Source organism: Streptomyces sp. NPDC014870 (genome assembly GCF_043081505.1).
In the GTDB taxonomy this organism is placed as follows: Bacteria; Actinomycetota; Actinomycetes; order Streptomycetales; family Streptomycetaceae; genus Streptomyces.
The window spans coordinates 467,409-483,899 of record NZ_JBIBWQ010000005.1; the positions used below are offsets into that span (position 1 = coordinate 467,409).

General features: G+C 74.1%; 11 protein-coding genes. 6 read left to right on the plus strand and 5 right to left on the minus strand.

The genetic code is table 11. The features are described 5' to 3' along the window. Positions 1-3: 3 nt before the first annotated feature. From ACF09C_RS17680 to ACF09C_RS17690, 3 genes are all read right to left on the minus strand, one after another. The gene (locus ACF09C_RS17680) at positions 4-711 is read right to left on the minus strand and encodes a DUF4255 domain-containing protein (protein WP_392092330.1); all 708 of its coding nucleotides are present in this window, start codon (positions 709-711) and stop codon (positions 4-6) included. Further along, positions 708-3,893, minus strand: a complete 3,186-nt coding sequence (locus ACF09C_RS17685; RefSeq protein ID WP_392092331.1) for a hypothetical protein — start codon at positions 3,891-3,893, stop codon at positions 708-710. The genes ACF09C_RS17680 and ACF09C_RS17685 overlap by 4 nt, the downstream gene beginning before the upstream one ends. Before the next feature lie 187 nt (positions 3,894-4,080). After that, entirely contained in the window at positions 4,081-4,734 is a 654-nt protein-coding gene (locus tag ACF09C_RS17690; RefSeq protein ID WP_392092332.1) for a response regulator transcription factor, read from the minus strand. A 184-nt stretch (positions 4,735-4,918) separates the two neighbouring features. Here ACF09C_RS17690 and ACF09C_RS17695 point away from each other — a divergent pair, with 184 nt between their 5' ends. Continuing rightward, a complete protein-coding gene (locus ACF09C_RS17695; protein ID WP_392092410.1) occupies positions 4,919-6,229 on the plus strand; it encodes a hydrolytic protein in 1,311 nt (436 codons plus the stop codon). A gap of 248 nt (positions 6,230-6,477) precedes the next feature. Here the strand turns inward: ACF09C_RS17695 and ACF09C_RS17700 are convergent, their stop codons facing one another. Beyond that, positions 6,478-9,474 (minus strand): BTAD domain-containing putative transcriptional regulator, encoded by a 2,997-nt coding sequence (locus ACF09C_RS17700; protein ID WP_392092333.1) that lies wholly within the window; start codon positions 9,472-9,474, stop codon positions 6,478-6,480. Between the two features lie 233 nt (positions 9,475-9,707). Here ACF09C_RS17700 and ACF09C_RS17705 point away from each other — a divergent pair, with 233 nt between their 5' ends. Beyond that, positions 9,708-10,523 (plus strand): hypothetical protein, encoded by an 816-nt coding sequence (locus ACF09C_RS17705; RefSeq protein WP_392092334.1) that lies wholly within the window; start codon positions 9,708-9,710, stop codon positions 10,521-10,523. 15 nt (positions 10,524-10,538) lie between these two features. Here the strand turns inward: ACF09C_RS17705 and ACF09C_RS17710 are convergent, their stop codons facing one another. Then, on the minus strand, positions 10,539-11,612 hold the full coding sequence (locus ACF09C_RS17710; protein WP_392092335.1) for a Ku protein: 1,074 nt from the start codon (positions 11,610-11,612) through the stop codon (positions 10,539-10,541). Between the two features lie 49 nt (positions 11,613-11,661). On the opposite strand from ACF09C_RS17710, the gene ligD reads away from it, so the two are divergent. The 4 genes from ligD to ACF09C_RS17730 all read left to right on the plus strand — a co-directional run bounded on the left by ligD (position 11,662) and on the right by ACF09C_RS17730 (position 16,491). After that, positions 11,662-12,546 (plus strand): non-homologous end-joining DNA ligase, encoded by an 885-nt coding sequence (gene ligD / locus ACF09C_RS17715; RefSeq protein WP_392092336.1) that lies wholly within the window; start codon positions 11,662-11,664, stop codon positions 12,544-12,546. After that, entirely contained in the window at positions 12,543-13,460 is a 918-nt protein-coding gene (locus ACF09C_RS17720) for a DNA ligase (RefSeq protein WP_392092337.1), read from the plus strand. The genes ligD and ACF09C_RS17720 overlap by 4 nt, the downstream gene beginning before the upstream one ends. Before the next feature lie 159 nt (positions 13,461-13,619). Then, the gene (locus tag ACF09C_RS17725; RefSeq protein WP_392092338.1) at positions 13,620-15,710 is read left to right on the plus strand and encodes a HEAT repeat domain-containing protein; all 2,091 of its coding nucleotides are present in this window, start codon (positions 13,620-13,622) and stop codon (positions 15,708-15,710) included. Positions 15,711-15,849: 139 nt separating this feature from the next. Next, on the plus strand, positions 15,850-16,491 hold the full coding sequence (locus ACF09C_RS17730; protein ID WP_392092411.1) for a class F sortase: 642 nt from the start codon (positions 15,850-15,852) through the stop codon (positions 16,489-16,491).

Sequence of the window (16,491 nt, forward strand, 5' to 3'; positions counted from 1 at the left end):
TGATCACCGCACCGGCCCCCGGTGGCGGCGGGTCGGCGCGGGCTTCTCGCGGGCGGCGGCGAAGCCCTGCCCGCCGGGGTCGCCTGCGCCGTCGTAGCGGAGGCGCCGGCCGGGGGGCTGCCCGGTCGGGGTGTCGTCGCCGGTGGCCGGGCCGACCCGGACCTCCAGGCCCTCGGTGACCGGTGGCGCGGCGTCGACGAGTTCGCCCGCCAGCGGGGCGAGCACCCGCAGGTCGATCGCGGCCTTCAGCTCGCCGCCGAGGGCGGACCACACGTCGCCGGCCGAGCGGCCCTGCTGGGCGCCGCCGGCCACCTCCAGGGGTACGGCGAGGCCCAGTTCGGCGAGGGTGCCGGTGCGCAGCCGGGCGGGCAGCACGTCCGTACGGGCCATGCAGCGCAGCACCTCGGAGAGCAGCCGGTGCTCGTCCTGCGGCCGGTTGGTCCAGGCCGTGACCAGGTAGGTCAGGTCGAACCAGCGGGGCGGGGTGCGGTAGGCGACGATCCGCCCGGTGTCGTCGTACTCCTCCAGCCTGCCGGTCCGCCGCCGCTCGATGTCCTCCCTGATGTCGTACAGGAAGACGCTGATGGTCGGGGCGTTGCGGCGGGCCGCCCATTCGCGGGTGGGCGGGTCGAAGACCAGGTCGACCCCGCTGTCGGTCAGGCCGGACTCGGTGAGCAGCAGCCGCAGCCCCTCGTCGACTTCGTGGATCACCGGCGGGCCACCTCGTCGGGCGGGGCGACGTTGCCGGTGACGACCAGGAAGGGCGTGGTGACCGGGGAGAACCCGGCGCCCTTCGCGGTGATGACACGCGGGCCGGTCTGGTCCTTGGCGAGGATCAGGAGCTGGGCGATGAAGGTGCCGTCGGCCTTGGGGACGGTGGGGACGGCCGCGGCGGTGATGCCGGGCTTCCAGGACAGCGTGACCGGGGTGCCGGGCGGGAAGTCCTTGCCGCGGACGGAGGTCACGAAGCCGGGCTTGCCGATGGCGGGGACGGCCACGATCCTCGGCTGGAGGATCCTGATCCGCTGCCGGTCGGCGTTGTCCCTCGGGTCGGCGTCGGTGCCGGAGGTGGTGAGCCGGCCGGTGGCGGTCGTCGTCAGCGCCTTGTTCGGGGACAGGACGATCGTGACGACGGTGGAGGCTCCGGGGGCGAGGTCGCCGAGGGCGCACACATTGTTCACGCAGCCGGCCGGGGCCTTCCCGGCGGGGATGCCGGGCGGCAGGCCGAGCCGCAGGGACAGTCCGGTGGCGAGCGCTTCCCGGCCGTTGCGGACGGTGTACGTGAGGACCACACGGCCGCCGACGTAGCCCGGTTCGGGCTGGGCGGTGATGGTGAGCGCGGGCCCTGCCTTCGGGGCGGGCGGCGCCGGAGTGGGCTTCGGCGGGGCCGGCGTCGGCGTGGGTGTCGTCGGCGTCGGGGTGGACGGGGTCGGGGTCGGCGGCAGCGGGGCGGCCTCGACGGGGACGAGGGTGCGGGTGGCGTTGTCGGTCGGGCTGCGGTCGATGACGGCGCCCGTGACGGACCAGTCGACGACCCGGTCGCCGGGGGTCACGCCGGTGAGCCGCACGGTGACGGTGACGCTCTCGCCGGGGGTGAGGACGCCGAGTTCGCACTGCGGGGAGCCGGGCGCGCACCGCCCCTTCGACGGGGTCAGCCCGTCGACGCGGACCCCCGGGGGCACGGCGGCCGTGAAGGTGGTGCCGGGCGAGGCGGAGGGGCCCTGGTTGGTGACGGTCACGGTCACCGTGCCGGTCTCGCCCTCGGTCACCGGGTCCGCGGTGGGCGGCGCGGTCACCGTCAGGTCGACGGACTGCTGGTACGCGGGCTCCTTCTGGCGGCCCGCGAGGGCACCGGTCAGGGACGTCACGGCACCCGTGGCGACCTCGACCGTGGACAGGGCTTCGGGAGAGTTGGGGGCGAGGTCGCGGCGGGAGCTGAAGACGAGCCGGCTCGCGTCCGGCGACCAGGCCACGTCTCGCGGCTGGTAGGGCCCGGTGGCGGAGGTGTCGGGGACCTGCTGCCTGCAGCCGTCGGCGTCGCCGGAGCGGCCGGCCGGCAGGAGGACCTGGCAGCGGCCGTCGGCGAGGTCGGTCAGCAGGACGCTGTTGCGCTCGTTGACGCGGCCGCCGCCGTCCTTGCGGTTGAAGGCGAGGCGCTTGCCGTCGGGCGAGAACGCGGGGCTGTCGTCGATCACCTGGCAGGTGCCCGGGCAGAGTTCGGTGCTCAGGTTCCGCTGGCGGCCGAGGTCGTTCGCGGGCGCGGTCCAGATGTGCTTGTTGCCGCCCACGCCGTCGACGACCGCGTTGCGGGTGAAGGCGAGGGTGGTGCCGTCCGAGGACCAGGTCGGCTGGGCGTCGCCGCCGGTCTGTCCCGCGGGCGGGCGCACCTCGCCGACGAGGGCGCCGGTCGTGGCGTCGGCGACGAGGATGCGGCCGGGTCCGGAGGCCTGGCCGACGCCGCCGGGCGAGGTGCGGGTGAAGGCGAGGAACCTGCCGTCGGGCGAGAAGGCCGGGTCGGTGTCCCAGTCCTTGTCGCCGCGCCCGGCGAGCGGCACGACCTTCGGGTTCGAGCCGTCGGCGTCGGTCAGCCAGATCTGCTCGATCCGGCCGGTCTCGGGGTCGCCCTGGAAGCGGGAGACGACGATCCGCCGGCCGTCGGGGGTGTAGCTCTGCCGCTCGGTCCAGGGGTCGTAGGTCCTGGCCGGGTTGAAGAGCGGGTCGGCCGCCGGGTCGGTGTTCGTCCGGGCGGCCGGGTCCTCACGGAGGATCTTGACGCCGAGATCGCGGGGGTCGGTGCCGTCGGGCCGGATGTCCTGGAGGTACGCGTGGTTGCGGGCCTCCGCGGTGGTGCGGGTGACGAGGACGGAGCCGCCGTTCTGCGGGCCGAGCCAGGTCGGCGAGTCGACGGCCCGGTCCTCGTAGAGGAGGGACTGCGCCGTGGTCGTGGAGTGCGCGACGGCGCGGTAGACGGTCTCGTACGGGTTGGTGCAGCCGCAGGGCCCGTTGATGCTGAGGAAGAGGATGGTGTCGCCGTCGGGCTGCCAGGCGGCCTGCCGGGTGTTCCAGCCGGCCTGTTCGCCGGAGAGCAGCGGGCCGTCGGCGCCCGGCCCCGAGGTCACCCGCAGCCGGGGGCCGCTCGGGTCGGTGCCGGGCGCGGCGGTGTGGGTGTAGGCGACGAGGTCGCGGTTGACGGTGTCGTCGACGGGGTTCCAGGCGGGGTCGTCGGCGGTGCCGGCCGGGGCGTCGCTGATCCGCTCGTACGCTCCGCCGTCGAGGGCACGCCGGTAGATCTGCCGGCCGCGCAGCGGGTCGGCGTCGCTGACGTACGCGATCCTGGCGCCCTCGGGCGAGACGGTGGGCGCGGTCTCGTTCCGGCGCGGGGAGTCGGTGAGGCGGCGCTCACCGCTGCCGTCCGTGCCGACGATCCACAGGTCGCGCTGGGTTCCGCCGATGCCGGGTTCGGCCGAGTCGAAGACCACGGACCGCCCGTCCGGGGTGAGTTCGGGGTTGGCCGCGTCCCGGTCGGAGGTCAGCTTGCGGATGCCGCCCGCCGCGTCCCGCAGGTACACCTGGGGCCGCTTGCTGTCGCGGAGGCTGGTGAAGACGACCTGGTCGCCACGGGCGTAGGCCTCGGTGTCGTAGTGGGCTGGGCCCGCGCCGAGCAGCGGGGCGGCCGTGGCCGGGTCGCCGGTGACGCGGCCGATCGAGCGGTGCTCGGTGCCCGCGTAGACGATGCGGCCGGTGTCGGCCGCGGCCGCCGCCGCGCGGACGGGCGCGGCGGCGGGGGTCGCTGCCTGCGGTGAACTCACCGCGAGGAGGGGCACGATCACCGCCACGGCGACGGCCAGTCTTCCCACCCGGGTACGGCCCGCCGGGCCTGGGGTGCCGGTCACGTCCACCTCGCAGTCTGAGAACGGTTCACCGTGATCGAGCGTCACAGCCCCGGGCGGGTCGCGACAGGCCGCGAGTACCCGCACCGGGGGAAACGTCCGCTGCTCTTTCGGGCACCTGCGGGAGTCGTACGGGTCCGCCCGGGTGCCGACCGAGTCCGCGCGGAGGCCGCGCGCGACCCCGCGGGGGTCATATGAGTCCGTGCCGCATGGCGTAGCCCACCGCGTGGGCGCGGTTGCGCAGGTTGAGCCGGGTGGTGACCTCGTGCAGCACGTTCTTGACGGTCCGTTCGGAGTACGAGGTCTTCTGCGCGATCTCGACGGTGTCGAAACCCTCGGAGACCAGGCGGAGCATGTCGGCCTCACGGGTGGTGAGGGTGGAGAGGGTCAGGCCGCGCGGGTCGAGCACGGTCCGCTGGAGGCTGCTGACATGGGCCAGGAGCTTGCCGAGCAGGTCGCCCGGGAGCACGCCCTCGCCCTTGGCGAGCGCGGTGACCAGGTGGACGAGCCGGTCCTGGTCGGCCTCGGAGCGGCGCAGTACGGCGGCGACGGAGCACTCGATCATCGTCTGGAGCGCCCCGGCCTCGAACCGTCCGACGACGAGTCCGGTGCTCGTGGCGGTGTTGCGCTGGAGGCGGCGCAGCAGCTGCACGGTGGAGTCGTCGACCGTGTCCACCACGACCAGGGTCGCCCTGGCCTTGTCGGCCTCGGCCTCGGGCAGCAGTTGCACCTCGGGCCGCCGCCGCAGCTGTTCGACGATGCCCGCCTGCAGGATCAGGTCCTCGGCGTAGACCGAGACCGAGACCCTCGTATCGCACTGATCATGATTCGTCATGGTTCCCACCCGTTTTCTCGTCGTCCGCCGACCGGTTCTGGTGCGGTCGGCGGCTGGTTGTGATGTGGCGCGTGTCCCGCGCCGATGGTCCTTGGGGGCAGTCGCGCTGCCCGGTCGTTGGCCCTCACGCCCCTGGAGAAGGGCCAGTTGGCGACCTAGGTTCCGGAGCGTGACGACTTCTGCCGAACTCGATATGCCGACCGTGACGGTCTCGCCCGGTGGCGAGGCGACGACCACTCTGAACGTCCGCAACGACAGCGACATCGTCGAGGCGTACACGTTCACGGTGGTCGGCGAATGCGCCGCCTGGACCACCGTCGAACCGGCCCGTGTCTCGCTGTATCCCGGCACGTCCGAGACGGTGACGGTCAAGCTGGCGCCGCCGCGTTCCTCCGACGTCCGGGCCGGTGAGAAGCCGCTCGGTGTGCGGGTACTGCCCGTGGAGCACCCGGAGAACGTGGTGGTCCCGGAGACCACGGTGCGCGTGGAGGCGTTCCGGGAGCTCCAGCAGGAGCTGCGGCCCCGCCGGCGGCGCGGCTGGCGCGGCGGGCGGTACCGGATGGCCCTGCGCAACCTGGGCAACACCCCGGTGTCGCTGGCGCTGTCCGGCCGGCAGGCCGGTGAGGAGCTGAGCCTCAAGGCCACCCCGAGCAGGCGCCGCCTGGAACCGGGCGAGTCCGCGGAGGTCGGCCTGAAGGCCTCGGTCCGCTCGCTGATCTGGTTCGGCGAGCCGGTGAGCTGGCCCTTCCAGGTCGAGGTCGCCGACGCCGGCACGGAGGCCGGTGCCTCGCCGAAGACCGACGGTGCTCCGGACGACGTGCCCGCCCCGCCGGCCGACGCACCCGCCGTCGTCGAGGGCGAGTTCGTCCAGCTGCCGATCCTGCCGAAGTGGCTGCTGATCCTGCTCGCGATCCTGATGGCGCTGCTGGTCGCCTGGTTCGCGCTGGTCCGTCCTGCGGTGCGCAGCGCCGCGAAGGAGGCCGCGACCGCCGCGCAGAAGGAGGAGAGCGCGAAGCAGCAGGAGGCCGAGAAGGCCAAGCCCAAGCCGACCCCCGCCCCCGGTGGGGAGCAGGGTTCCGGCGGGCAGGGCGACGGCGGGTCCGGCGGCTCGGGCTCCGGTTCGGGTCCTGGCGGCACGGGTGGCGGTCAGCAGAGTTCGGCGACGATCGACATCAAGACGGGCACCGGTGCCAAGAAGGTGGGCACGTACCAGGTGCCCGCGGGCAAGGTCTTCGGGATCACCGACGTGGTCGTGGCCAACTTCCAGGGCGACGAGGGCATCATCACGTTCTCCTTCGGAGACCGGAAGATCACCACGATCGCGCTGGAGACGTTCCGCAACCAGGACTACCACTGGGTCACCCCCATCGAGATCCCGGAGAACGCCACCGTCACCGCCGAGGTGACCTGCGCGAAGCCGGGCACCCCGGCCACCGGGAAGCAGGCGTCGGACTGCCACGAAGTGCTGAACGTCAGCGGGGTGCTCCGCGACCTCCGACCGTAGAAACAGCAGTGAGGGAAGTTTTGTTCGAGGTAAGGGCCACGAGAAGGCCTGGACCACGCAGTCGACCGGAAACCGACGTCCTGACCTGCGCAGCGGTCGGCGCCACGGAGATCGTCGTGGCGTGAACCCTGCGGTGGCCACGGCACGTTCGTCCTGCTTCCCTGGTCGGTTCGGGGCAGCAGGGTAGGCAGGTCGCAGTGCCGAAAAAGTGACGCTCCCCGGGGGCGTCACCGGCCGGCTCCGGCGCGTCATCGGACACCGCCGGTCAGGTCGCCGCCGGAGAGGCCGCCGTCGCCGCCGGACCCGGGCTCCGGCAGGCGCGCGAGCCGCTCGCGCAGCTGCCGGGCGTCGGGGTGCCCCAAGTGCTCGAAGAGCGCGGCGGCTTCGCTCCAGGCGGCCGTCGCGGCCGCCGGCTCTCCGGCACCCTCGTGGCTGTCGCCGATGTGCGCGAGGGTGTCGGCCTGGAGGCTGAGGTCGCCGACGGCCCGGTAGAGGTCGAGGGCCCGGCCGTACGCGACGAGGGCCTCGCCGAACTCGCCGCGGTGGTGCCGGGCGACGCCCACGCTGTCCCAGGCCGCCGCCTCGCCGTTGCGGTTCCCGTTCTCCTGGTGCAGGACCACGGCCTTCCCGCAGTCGTCCAGGGCCTGCTCGTAGCGGCCGGTGAGGATGTGGGTCCAGCCGATCTCGTTGAGCACGGCCGCCGTTCCCGTGCGGTGGCCCGATCTGTCGTAGAGCGCGGACGCCAGCCGGTAGTGCTCCAGGGCCTGCGTGTGCTCCCCCAGGCCGTTGCTGAGGAACGCCAGGCTGCGGTGCGCGGTCGCCTGCCCGTTCGGGTCGCCCGCGCCGGCGAAGCGGTTGAGGGCCCGGGTCAGCGTCTCGCGGGACTCCGCGGGCCGGCCGAGGCGGCAGTACGCGAACCCCAGCGCGCGCAGCGCGTAGGCCTCGCCCGTGAGGTCACGGTCCGACCGGGCGGAGCTCAACGCCAGCTCCTGGATCACCCGTTGCTCGCCCCAGCGGCCGGCCCGGTCGAGGAAGAGCTCCAGGGTCGCGGCGAGCCGCCAGCACAGGCCGTCCCTTTCGCCGCCGCCCAGGGCCGCCGCCCCGTCGACGGCGGCCAGGAGCACCTGCCGCTGCCGGTACAGCCACTGCGCGGCCTGCCGCTCGGTGGCCGGCTCCTCCGGTACGACGCCCTCGCCCGGCGGCGGCAACGGCACACGGTCGCGGTACGGGGCGAGGAGCGCGTCGGCCGCGTGGGCGCTGTGCAGATAGTGCTCGAACAGCCGGCGCCGGGCCCTGGCCCGCGTCTCCTCGTCGTCCCGGGCGAAGCTCAGCTCCTTGGCGAACGCCCGCAGCAGCTCGTGGCAGGAGAAGCGGCCGGGCTCGTCCTCCGTCAGCAGTCCGCTGTCGAGGAGTTCGCCCAACCGGACGCGCGCGTCCCTGGCCCGAACCCCCGCCAGGCTCGCCGCGGCGGCCACGGAGAGCTCCGGGCCCGCGTGCGCGCCGCCGATCAGCCGGAACAGGAGTTTGGCGGGTTCGCTCAGGCCGCGGCAGGACCAGGAGAAGACGCTACGCGCGTCCACCTGGGCGTCGCTGCTGGTGAAGGCGTCCAGACTGCCCCGGGTGACGCGCAGTTCGCCGGCGATCGCCTCCAGCGCGAACCGCGGGTTGAGCAGGGCGCGGGCGGCGACGATGGCGAGGGCGAGCGGCAGGTGGCCGCAGAGCTCCACGATGTCCTCGGCCGCCGCGGGCTCGGCGGCGACCCGCTCCGCGCCGAGGCGCCGGGCCAGGAACTCGACGCCCTCGGCGAGGGAGAGCACCTCGAGACCGAGGAAGCGCACGGTGTGGGTGGCGAGGAGACCGTCGAGGCGGTGCCGGCTCGTGATGAGCGTCAGACAGCCGGGCGCGCCGGGGAGCAGCGGGCGCACCTGTTCGGAGTCGCGGGCGTTGTCGAGCAGGATCAGGAGCCTGCGGGAGGCGAGCAGGCTGCGGTAGAAGGCCGGAAGGGCCTCGGGGGTGTCGGGGACACGTCGGGGCGGGACCCCGAGCGCGGAGACGATCTCGCGCATGACGTCGGGGGCGGCGAGCGGGGCCATCGTGGGGTGGAAGCCGCGGAGGTTCACGAAGAGCTGGCCGTCGGGGAAGCGGTCGGCCACCTGGTGGGCCCAGTGGACGGCGAGCGTGGTCTTGCCGACTCCGGCCATCCCGCTGATCGCGGCGATGCCGGGGGCAGGGGTGGCGGCGGCAGGGGTCGCGCCGCCCGGGGTCGCGGTGGCGCCGAGAGCGCTCTCCGGGCGCGTGGCCGCGGCGGGCAGCACCCCGGAGACCTCCAACTCGGTCCGCCGGCCGGCGAAGGTGGCGATGTCGGGGGGCAGCTGGGCCGGGAGGAGCTGCGGGGCGGCCACGGGGGCGGGCTGCGGGGCGGAAACGGGCTGCGAGGCCACCACAGGCCCCGACTCCGGCACGCGCACGCGCATCGCCAGGGACACCGGGACCGCCTGGCGGAGGACCCGCTCCTGCGCGGCGCGCAGCTCGGGGCCCGGGTCGACGCCGAGCTCCCCCGCGAGCCGGGCGCGGACCGACTCGTGGACGGCCAGGGCCTCGGCCTGCCGGCCGAGCGCGGCGAGCACGGTGACGAGCCGGGCGTGCAGGGCCTCGTCGAACGGGTAGTGGTGGCCCGCCTCGTGGAGCAGCACGAGGACGCGCTCGCCGTGGACGTGGTCCGTCGCCAGGGCGGCGTCGGCGGCCTCCTTCACCGCGGCCAGGTACTCGTGGTTCAGCGCGGTGAAGAGCGGGTGCGCGGCGACCCTCGGGGCCAGTCCTGTGCCGGCGGGCCCGCTCCACAGGCCGAGCGCGTCGACGAGCAGGTCGACACCCCGCGCGCGGTCCCCCGCGGCCGTGGCCCGCCGGGCCTCCTCGCGCAGGGACCGGAAGCGCAGCAGGTCGAGCTCGCCCGGGCCGACCGGCAGGCGGTAGCCGCCCGCGCCCCGGAGCAGCCTGCGGGCGTCCGCCCGGCTGGGCAGCTCGGGCTCCAGGAGTCTGCGGAGCGCCCCGACATGGCGGTGGACCACGTTGACCGCGCTGCCCGGCGGCTCCTCCCACAGGGCGTCGATCACCTCCCGCTGGGTCAGCAGCTGCCCCGCCCTGGCCAACAGCAGGGCCAGCAGTGCCTGTTGCTTCGGCGGTCCCAGGGCCAGCTCGGTGTCCCCCCGCCATACCCGCACCGGTCCGAGGATCCGGTAGTGCATGCTGTCGCCCTCACCTTTCTGCGATGCGGGCGGTCCATGACGGGTCCCACCGCGCACCGGCCGCGCCGGGGATGGTCGGCCCCCGGTCGCGGAATCGCTCCACGCACCGGCGCTCGCACCGGTGTTCGCCCACGTTAGGCGGCGGGACGGGTGAACTAGCAAGTCGAAACGTCGGCGTTTCCGTCACGTAATCTTTGGCGAACCGGCCAACCCGGGCGCAGATGGGACAACACATGGCAACGCTTCTCTACGTCACCGACCTCGGCTACCAGGCGCGTGGGCGCCGCTACTGCGACGAGGACATCTGGCTCTCGGGGCGGCTGCGCGAGGAGTTCGAGGTCGCGCTCTGCCATCCGCTGGACGCGGCCGGGCTGATGCACCGCTTCGACGCCGTGGTCGTCCGCAACAGCGGGCCCGTACTGCACTACCAGGAGGCGTACGACGCGTTCACGCGCGCGGCGCGGGAGAGCGGGGTGCGGGTCTTCAACTCCCTGACCGGAAAGGGAGACATGGCCGGAAAGGACTACCTCCTGCGGCTGTCGAGGGAGGGATTTCCGGTCATTCCGACGGCGGGCCGCCGTGAGGAGTTCGACCGGCTTCCGGAGGCTGCGGAGTACGTCGTGAAGCCGCTGCTGGGGGCGGATTCGGTGGGCCTGCGGTTCGTGGAGCGGTCCCGGCTCGGGGAGGTGGACCCGGCGGGGATGCTCGTACAGCCGCGGATCCCCTTCACGTACGAGGTCTCGTTCTACTTCGTCGGCGCCGCCTTCCAGTACGCGCTGTACGCGCCCGACCCGGAGGCCCGTTGGGTCCTTCAGCGGTACGAACCGACCCTCGCCGACCTGGAGTTCGCGCAGCGGTTCGTGGACTGGAACGACCTGGCCCACGGGATCCAGCGGGTGGACGCGTGCCGGGCGCCGGACGGCGAGCTGCTGCTCGTGGAGCTGGAGGACCTCAATCCGTACCTCTCGCTCGACCTGGCCGGGGAGGCGGAGCGGGAGGCCTTCGTCGCGGCGATGAAGTCGTCCTTGCGGGAGCTGGTCACGTCCTAGGGGGTGGGATGCCGCTCAGGCCGAACGCTTGCGCGGCGCCGCCTTCTTGGCGGGCGTCGAGGCCTTCTTCGCCGCCGCCTTCTCCGCGGCCGCGGTCCTGGCCGTGGTCTTCTTCGCGGTGGACTTCGCCGTCGTCTTGACGGTGGACTTCGCGGCGGACTTCTTCGCCGTCGACTTGCGGGCCGGGGCGGCCGTCTTCTTCGCGGCCGTCTTCGCCGTGGACTTCCGCGCGCCCGTCTCCTTCGGGGTGCCCGGCGCGCTCTTGCGGGGCGCGAGCGCGGTGACCTCGGCGACGTCGCCGCTCTCCCCGCGCGCCTCCTTCGCCGCCCGGACACTGCTCTCCAGGGCCGCCATCAGGTCGATGACCTGGCCGCCGCCCTCGGCCTCCGGCTCCGGGGGCGCGACCGCCGCGCCGCCCTCCGCCTTGGCGGCGATCATCTGCTCGACCGCCTCCCGGTAGTCGTCGTGCAGGGTGCCGATGTCGACCTCGCCGAGGGTGGCCATCAGGGCGTCCGCCAGGTCGAGTTCCGCGTCCCTGACCTGGACGGGCGTCTCCGGGGCGATGCCCTCGGGCGCCCGGATCTCGTCCGGCCAGAGCAGCCCGTGCATGGCGATCACGTCGTCCACGACCCGGAGCATCCCGAGCCGCTCACGCCCGCGCAGCGCGTACTTGGCGACCGCCACCTTGTCGCTGCGCTTGAGCGCCTCGCGGAGCAGGATGTACGGCTTGGCGGCGGGCACCCCGCTCGCGGAGAGGTAGTACGCGGCGTCCATCTGGAGCGGGTCGATCTCCCCGGCCGGCACGAACGCCACGATCTCGATCGTCTTGGCCGTCGGGAGCGGCAGCGCCGCCAGGTCCTCGTCCGTGATCGGGATCATGGTCCCGTCGGACTCCTCGTAGGCCTTGCCGATCTCGGCCTGCGAGACCTCCTCGCCGTCCAGCTCGCAGACCTTGCGGTAGCGGATGCGGCCGCCGTCGGCCGCGTGGATCTGGCGGAAGGACACGGACCGGCTCTCGGTGGCGTTGACCAGCTTGATCGGGATGCTGACCAGGCCGAAGGAAATGGCGCCGTTCCATATGGATCGCACGTTTCATCCCTTTCGCACGACACTTCCGGATTCGTGGGATTCTCATCGTATGACGCCGATCACGGAGGTGGAGGGGCGGCGCCTCCCGCTGAGCAATCTGGACAAGGTCCTCCACCCGGCCACCGGCACCACCAAGGGCGAGCTGCTGCACTACTACGCCACCGTCGGGGCCGCGATCCTGCCCCATCTGCGCGACCGGCCGGTGTCCTTCCTGCGCTATCCGGACGGCCCCGAGGGGCAGCTCTTCTTCACCAAGAACCCGCCGCCCGGCACGCCCGCCTGGGTGAAGACCACCCCGGTCCCCCGCTCCGACGAGCCGCGCGCCCGGCAGGTCGTGATCCAGGACCTCGCCTCGCTGATGTGGGCCGCGAACCTGGTCGTGGAGTTCCACACCCCGCAGTGGCGGGCCGAGTCCCCCGCCGTCGCCGACCGCCTCGTCCTCGACCTGGACCCCGGGCCGCCCGCCACCGTCGTGGAGTGCTGCCGGGTGGCCCTCTGGCTGCGCGAGCGGCTCGCGGCGGACGGCCTGGAGGCCTTCGCCAAGACCTCCGGCGCGAAGGGCCTGCACCTGCTCGTCCCGCTGGAGCCGACCCCGTCCGAGACGGTCTCGGCGTACGCGAAGGAGCTGGCCGTCCGGGCCGAGGCGGACCACCCCGCGCTCGTCGTCCACCGGATGGCGAAGGCCCTGCGGCCCGGGAAGGTCTTCGTCGACTTCAGCCAGAACGCGGCGGCCAAGACCACCGCGACCCCCTACACCCTGCGCGCCCGCCCCCTGCCGGCCGTCTCCGCCCCCGTGACGTGGGAGGAGGTCGAGGCGTGCGACGCGCCCGAACGGCTCGTGCTTCTGATGGACGACATCGCGCCACGTCTGGAGCGGTACGGGGAGCTGCTCGGCCCGCTCCTCGACCCGGCCCGGGCCGGTGCCCTGCCATGACCCCGACCCCGGCCCCCACCCCGGCGAGCGGACCCGTCCTGCGGCCGCCCGTGGACGTGATGCGGCCCCGTCCCGCCGACGAGATCCCGGCGCAGGGGAGCATCCCCGGGGGCTTCCAGTACTCCCTCAAGCTGGACGGATTCCGCGCCCTGGCCTTCGTCCTGGAGGACCGCAGGGTCGTGCTCCAGTCGCGCTCGCACCGGGACCTCGCCCCGGAGTTCCCCGAGATCGCGGCCCATCTGGGCGACCGGCTTCCGGCCGGGCTCGTCCTGGACGGGGAGCTGTGCGCGTACCGGGACGGGCGGCTGAGCTTCACCGATCTGCTGCGCTCGGCCGCCGACCGCAGACGGTCGGGCGTCCCGGTCTCGTACATCGCCTTCGACGTGCTCGCCGTCCCCGGCCGGGACGTCAGGCCCCTGCCGCTCGCCGAGCGCTGGCGGCTGCTCGGCACCGCCCTGGAGGAGATCGGTCCGCCCGTGCAGCGCGTCCTCGCGACCCCGGACGAGGAGACCGCGCGGGACTGGTTCCGCGAGCTGCGGGCGGTGGGCGTGGAGGGGATCGTGGCGAAGGCGCTGCGCTCGCCGTACCGGGCGGGCGAGACGTGGTCCTGGCGGAAGGTGCGGCACGCGGACACCCTCGACGGCCTGCTCCTCGGCCTGGTCGGCCCGGTGGACCGGCCCAGGGCGCTGGTGGTCCGGCTGCCCGACGACCGTACGGTGACGACCTCGCCCAAGCTCACTCCGACGCAGGCCCGCGAGGTCGCCGCGCTGGCGGCGGGGCGGCTCGGGGCGGCCGTCGACGACCCCGAGCACGGTCCCGTACGGCTGCTCGCGGAGCCGCTGCCGGTCGAGCTGAGGCAGCTGTCGGGGCGGCAGGAGACCGCCCGCTTCGTCCGCGTACGGTCCGACGGATAGCGGTTGCCGCGGGCAACTCCGGGCGCCCTTCCCGTGGATGGCGCAATCCGAGCGTCCCGAGGGCCCTTCCGAGACCGCGTCCGGTCAGCGGGTCCTGGTTCACGGTGCGGTGGTGCACACTTGCGTCCTGGTACAGCTCACGGGGAAGGCGGCGGCCGCATGCTGACGGGGATCGAGGAGGTCGACTGGGCCTCGCTGGGGCATGCTTACGGCCCTGCCGACGATGTACCGGGGATGCTGCGCGGACTCGCCTCGTCCGACCCCTCCGAACGCGAACTGGCCCTCGACGGGATGTACGGGGCCGTGCACCACCAGGGCGACGTGTACGACTCGACGCTCGCCTGCATCCCCTTCCTGCTCGAACTCGTCGCCGATCCCGAGGTCCAGGACCGGGGCGGCATCGTGGAGTTGCTCACCAGCGTCGGCGGCATCGATCTGAGCGGCGAGGAGGAACTCGACGAACTCGACATGGACGACGAGGAGTTCATTCCCGCGGCGAACTACGCGATGGCGGCGTCCGCCGTCGCGGCCGGCGCCGACGTCTTCCTCGGGCTCGTCGGCGACCCGGATCCGGAGGTCCGGCTCGCGGCGCCGTGCGCGCTCGCCTCGCTCCACCCCGACCCGGCCCGGGTGCTGACCCTGCTGCGGGAGCGGCTGACGGTCGAGCGCGACACGGAGGTGCGGCTCGCCCTGGTGGAGGCCGTCGGGCGGATCGCGCGGCGGCACGAGTCGCTGCGGGACGAGACCGTCGAATGGCTGGGCTGGCTGACCCGCGCGGCCCAGTCGCCCGGGCTTCGGCTCGCGGCCCTCGCCCAGCTGGCGCGGTGCGCGCCGGCCGAGGTGCCGGACGACGTGGTGGAGCGGGTGACGGGGCTCCTGGACGAGGTGCGGACTGCGCCGCCGGAGCCGGACGCCCGGCCGGGCACGGCGGCGGGGCAGGTCCGCGAGCTGTTCGAGGAGCGCTCGACCGGCCGCCCGACCCCGTGGACCGACGAACTGCTGCGGACCCTGCACACCGCGCTCGACGACCGGGTCGAGGAGCGGACCGCGCTGATCCTCGCCCAGCTCCGCAGCCCCGACCGCTGCCAGCGTCTTGACGCGATCTGGCTGTGCGGGGGGCTGATACGGGTCTGGCGCGGTCGGTACGAGGAGGTCGTACGGCTGGTCGGGGCGCAGCTCGCCGACCCCGAGCCGAGGCTGCGCGACGCCGCCACCTCGTTCCTCGAAGGCCTCTTCGAGCTGACGGGGCCCGCGACGGACGCCCTCGCCGCGCGCCTCGCCCGCCGCCCCGACAGACCCGAGCGGCCGGAGTGGGCCGAGCGGCCCGACGGCCCGCCCGGCGGTCCGGACGGCCGGGCCAGGGCGCTCCTGGCGCTCGCCCGGTCCGGGGACGCCCGGGCCGTACCGCCGCTCGCCCGGGCGCTGGTGGAGCCGGACGTGCGGCGGGACCTGCTGTACGCGGTGCCCACCCTGGGTCCGGCCGCCGCGCCGCTCGCGCCGCTGCTGCGCCGCAGGCTGGCCCGGGTCGATCTGGACGACCGGCTGTACGAGCACGCGGCGCCGCTGCTGTTCGCGCTGGCCTCGGTCCGGGGCGTGCAGGCGGTGCCCGAGGTGCTGCGGGTGCTGCGCGGGGCACCGGCGAACCGGCGGGACTGGGTGCAGGAGGCGGCGCTGACCGCGATGGCGGCCTTCGGGCCCGCCGCGCGGGCGGTGATCCCGGACGCGCGGGCGCTGCTCGAGAGCGAGGCGGCGGCGGTCTCGGCGCAGGCGGCGCTGACGCTCTGGTCGGTCGAGGGCGACCGGGAGGCCGTGCTGCCGACGCTGACGGGCTGGCTGGGTCCCGACGCGACGGCGCCCGACCGGTGCGCGGCGGCCCGGGCGCTCGGCGTGATCGGCCCGGCGGCGGCGCGCAGCGGGCCGGCCCTGCTCCCCGGTCTCGCCTGCCGGGACCTGTGGGTACGGGTGCGCAGCGCGGCGGCCCTGTGGCGGGTGTCGGGCGACGCGGAAACCGCGCTGCCGGTGCTGCTCGACGCCTGGGAGGAGAACCGGTACGCGCGCGTGGACATCGCGGAGTGCCTGGCGGAGATGGGGCCCGCGGCGCGGGAGGCGCGCGGGGTGATCCGCGCGGAGCTGGACCGCAAGCGGCGGCACAACGTGCGCGAGAGCGGCTACAACAGCCATGACGTCCACGAGGACGAGAAGCTGCTGACCTTCTGCCGGGCGGCGCTCGACCGCATGGACCGGCCGTAGGCCCTGACCCTGGGGGCCCGGGCCTGTGACGACTTCGTCGCGGGGCCTACGGCCCACTGTTACAAGGCCGCAATAGCGGACATTTAGCTTCGAATCCATCAGCAGTCGCCGCGAGGATCCGGAGCCGTCCATGCCGTTCATGCGCCCCGCCGTCACCGACCGCCCGCGCCGGCGCCGGCGGCTGTTCGCCGGTTCCGGGCTCGCGCTGGCCCTCGGCGGCGGCCTCCTCGCCTGCTCGACCGTCGCGGGCGCCGCTCCGGGACCCGTCGCCCCGGATGTCTCCGTGACGAACGTCTCGGTGGCCCCGTCGCGGCACGAGGCGCCGCCGATGGCACCCTCGGAGCCGACGCGGCTCGTCGTGCCCGCGGCGGGTGTGGACACCTCGCCGGTGCTGCGGCTCGGCCTGGACGCCGAGGGCGGCCTCCAGGTGCCCTCCGTCGACCGGGCCGGACAGGCGGGCTGGTACACAGGAGGGGTGACGCCGGGCGAGAAGGGGCCCGCCGTCCTGGTCGCGCACTACGACACGGCGAAGGGCCCGGCGCTCCTGCGCGACGTCGCGAAGGTGCGCGCCGGGGACCTGATCGAGGTCGGCCGCGCGGACGGCTCCACCGCCGTCTTCGAGGTCCGCGCGATCGAGCAGGTCGACAAAAAGGACTTCCCTACGAATAAGGTCTATGGGAAGACCGACCGTCCCGAGCTGCGGCTGATCACCTGCGGCGGACCGATCGAGGACGGCCATCGCACCGACAACATCATCCTCTTCGCCGACCTCGTGCAGTAG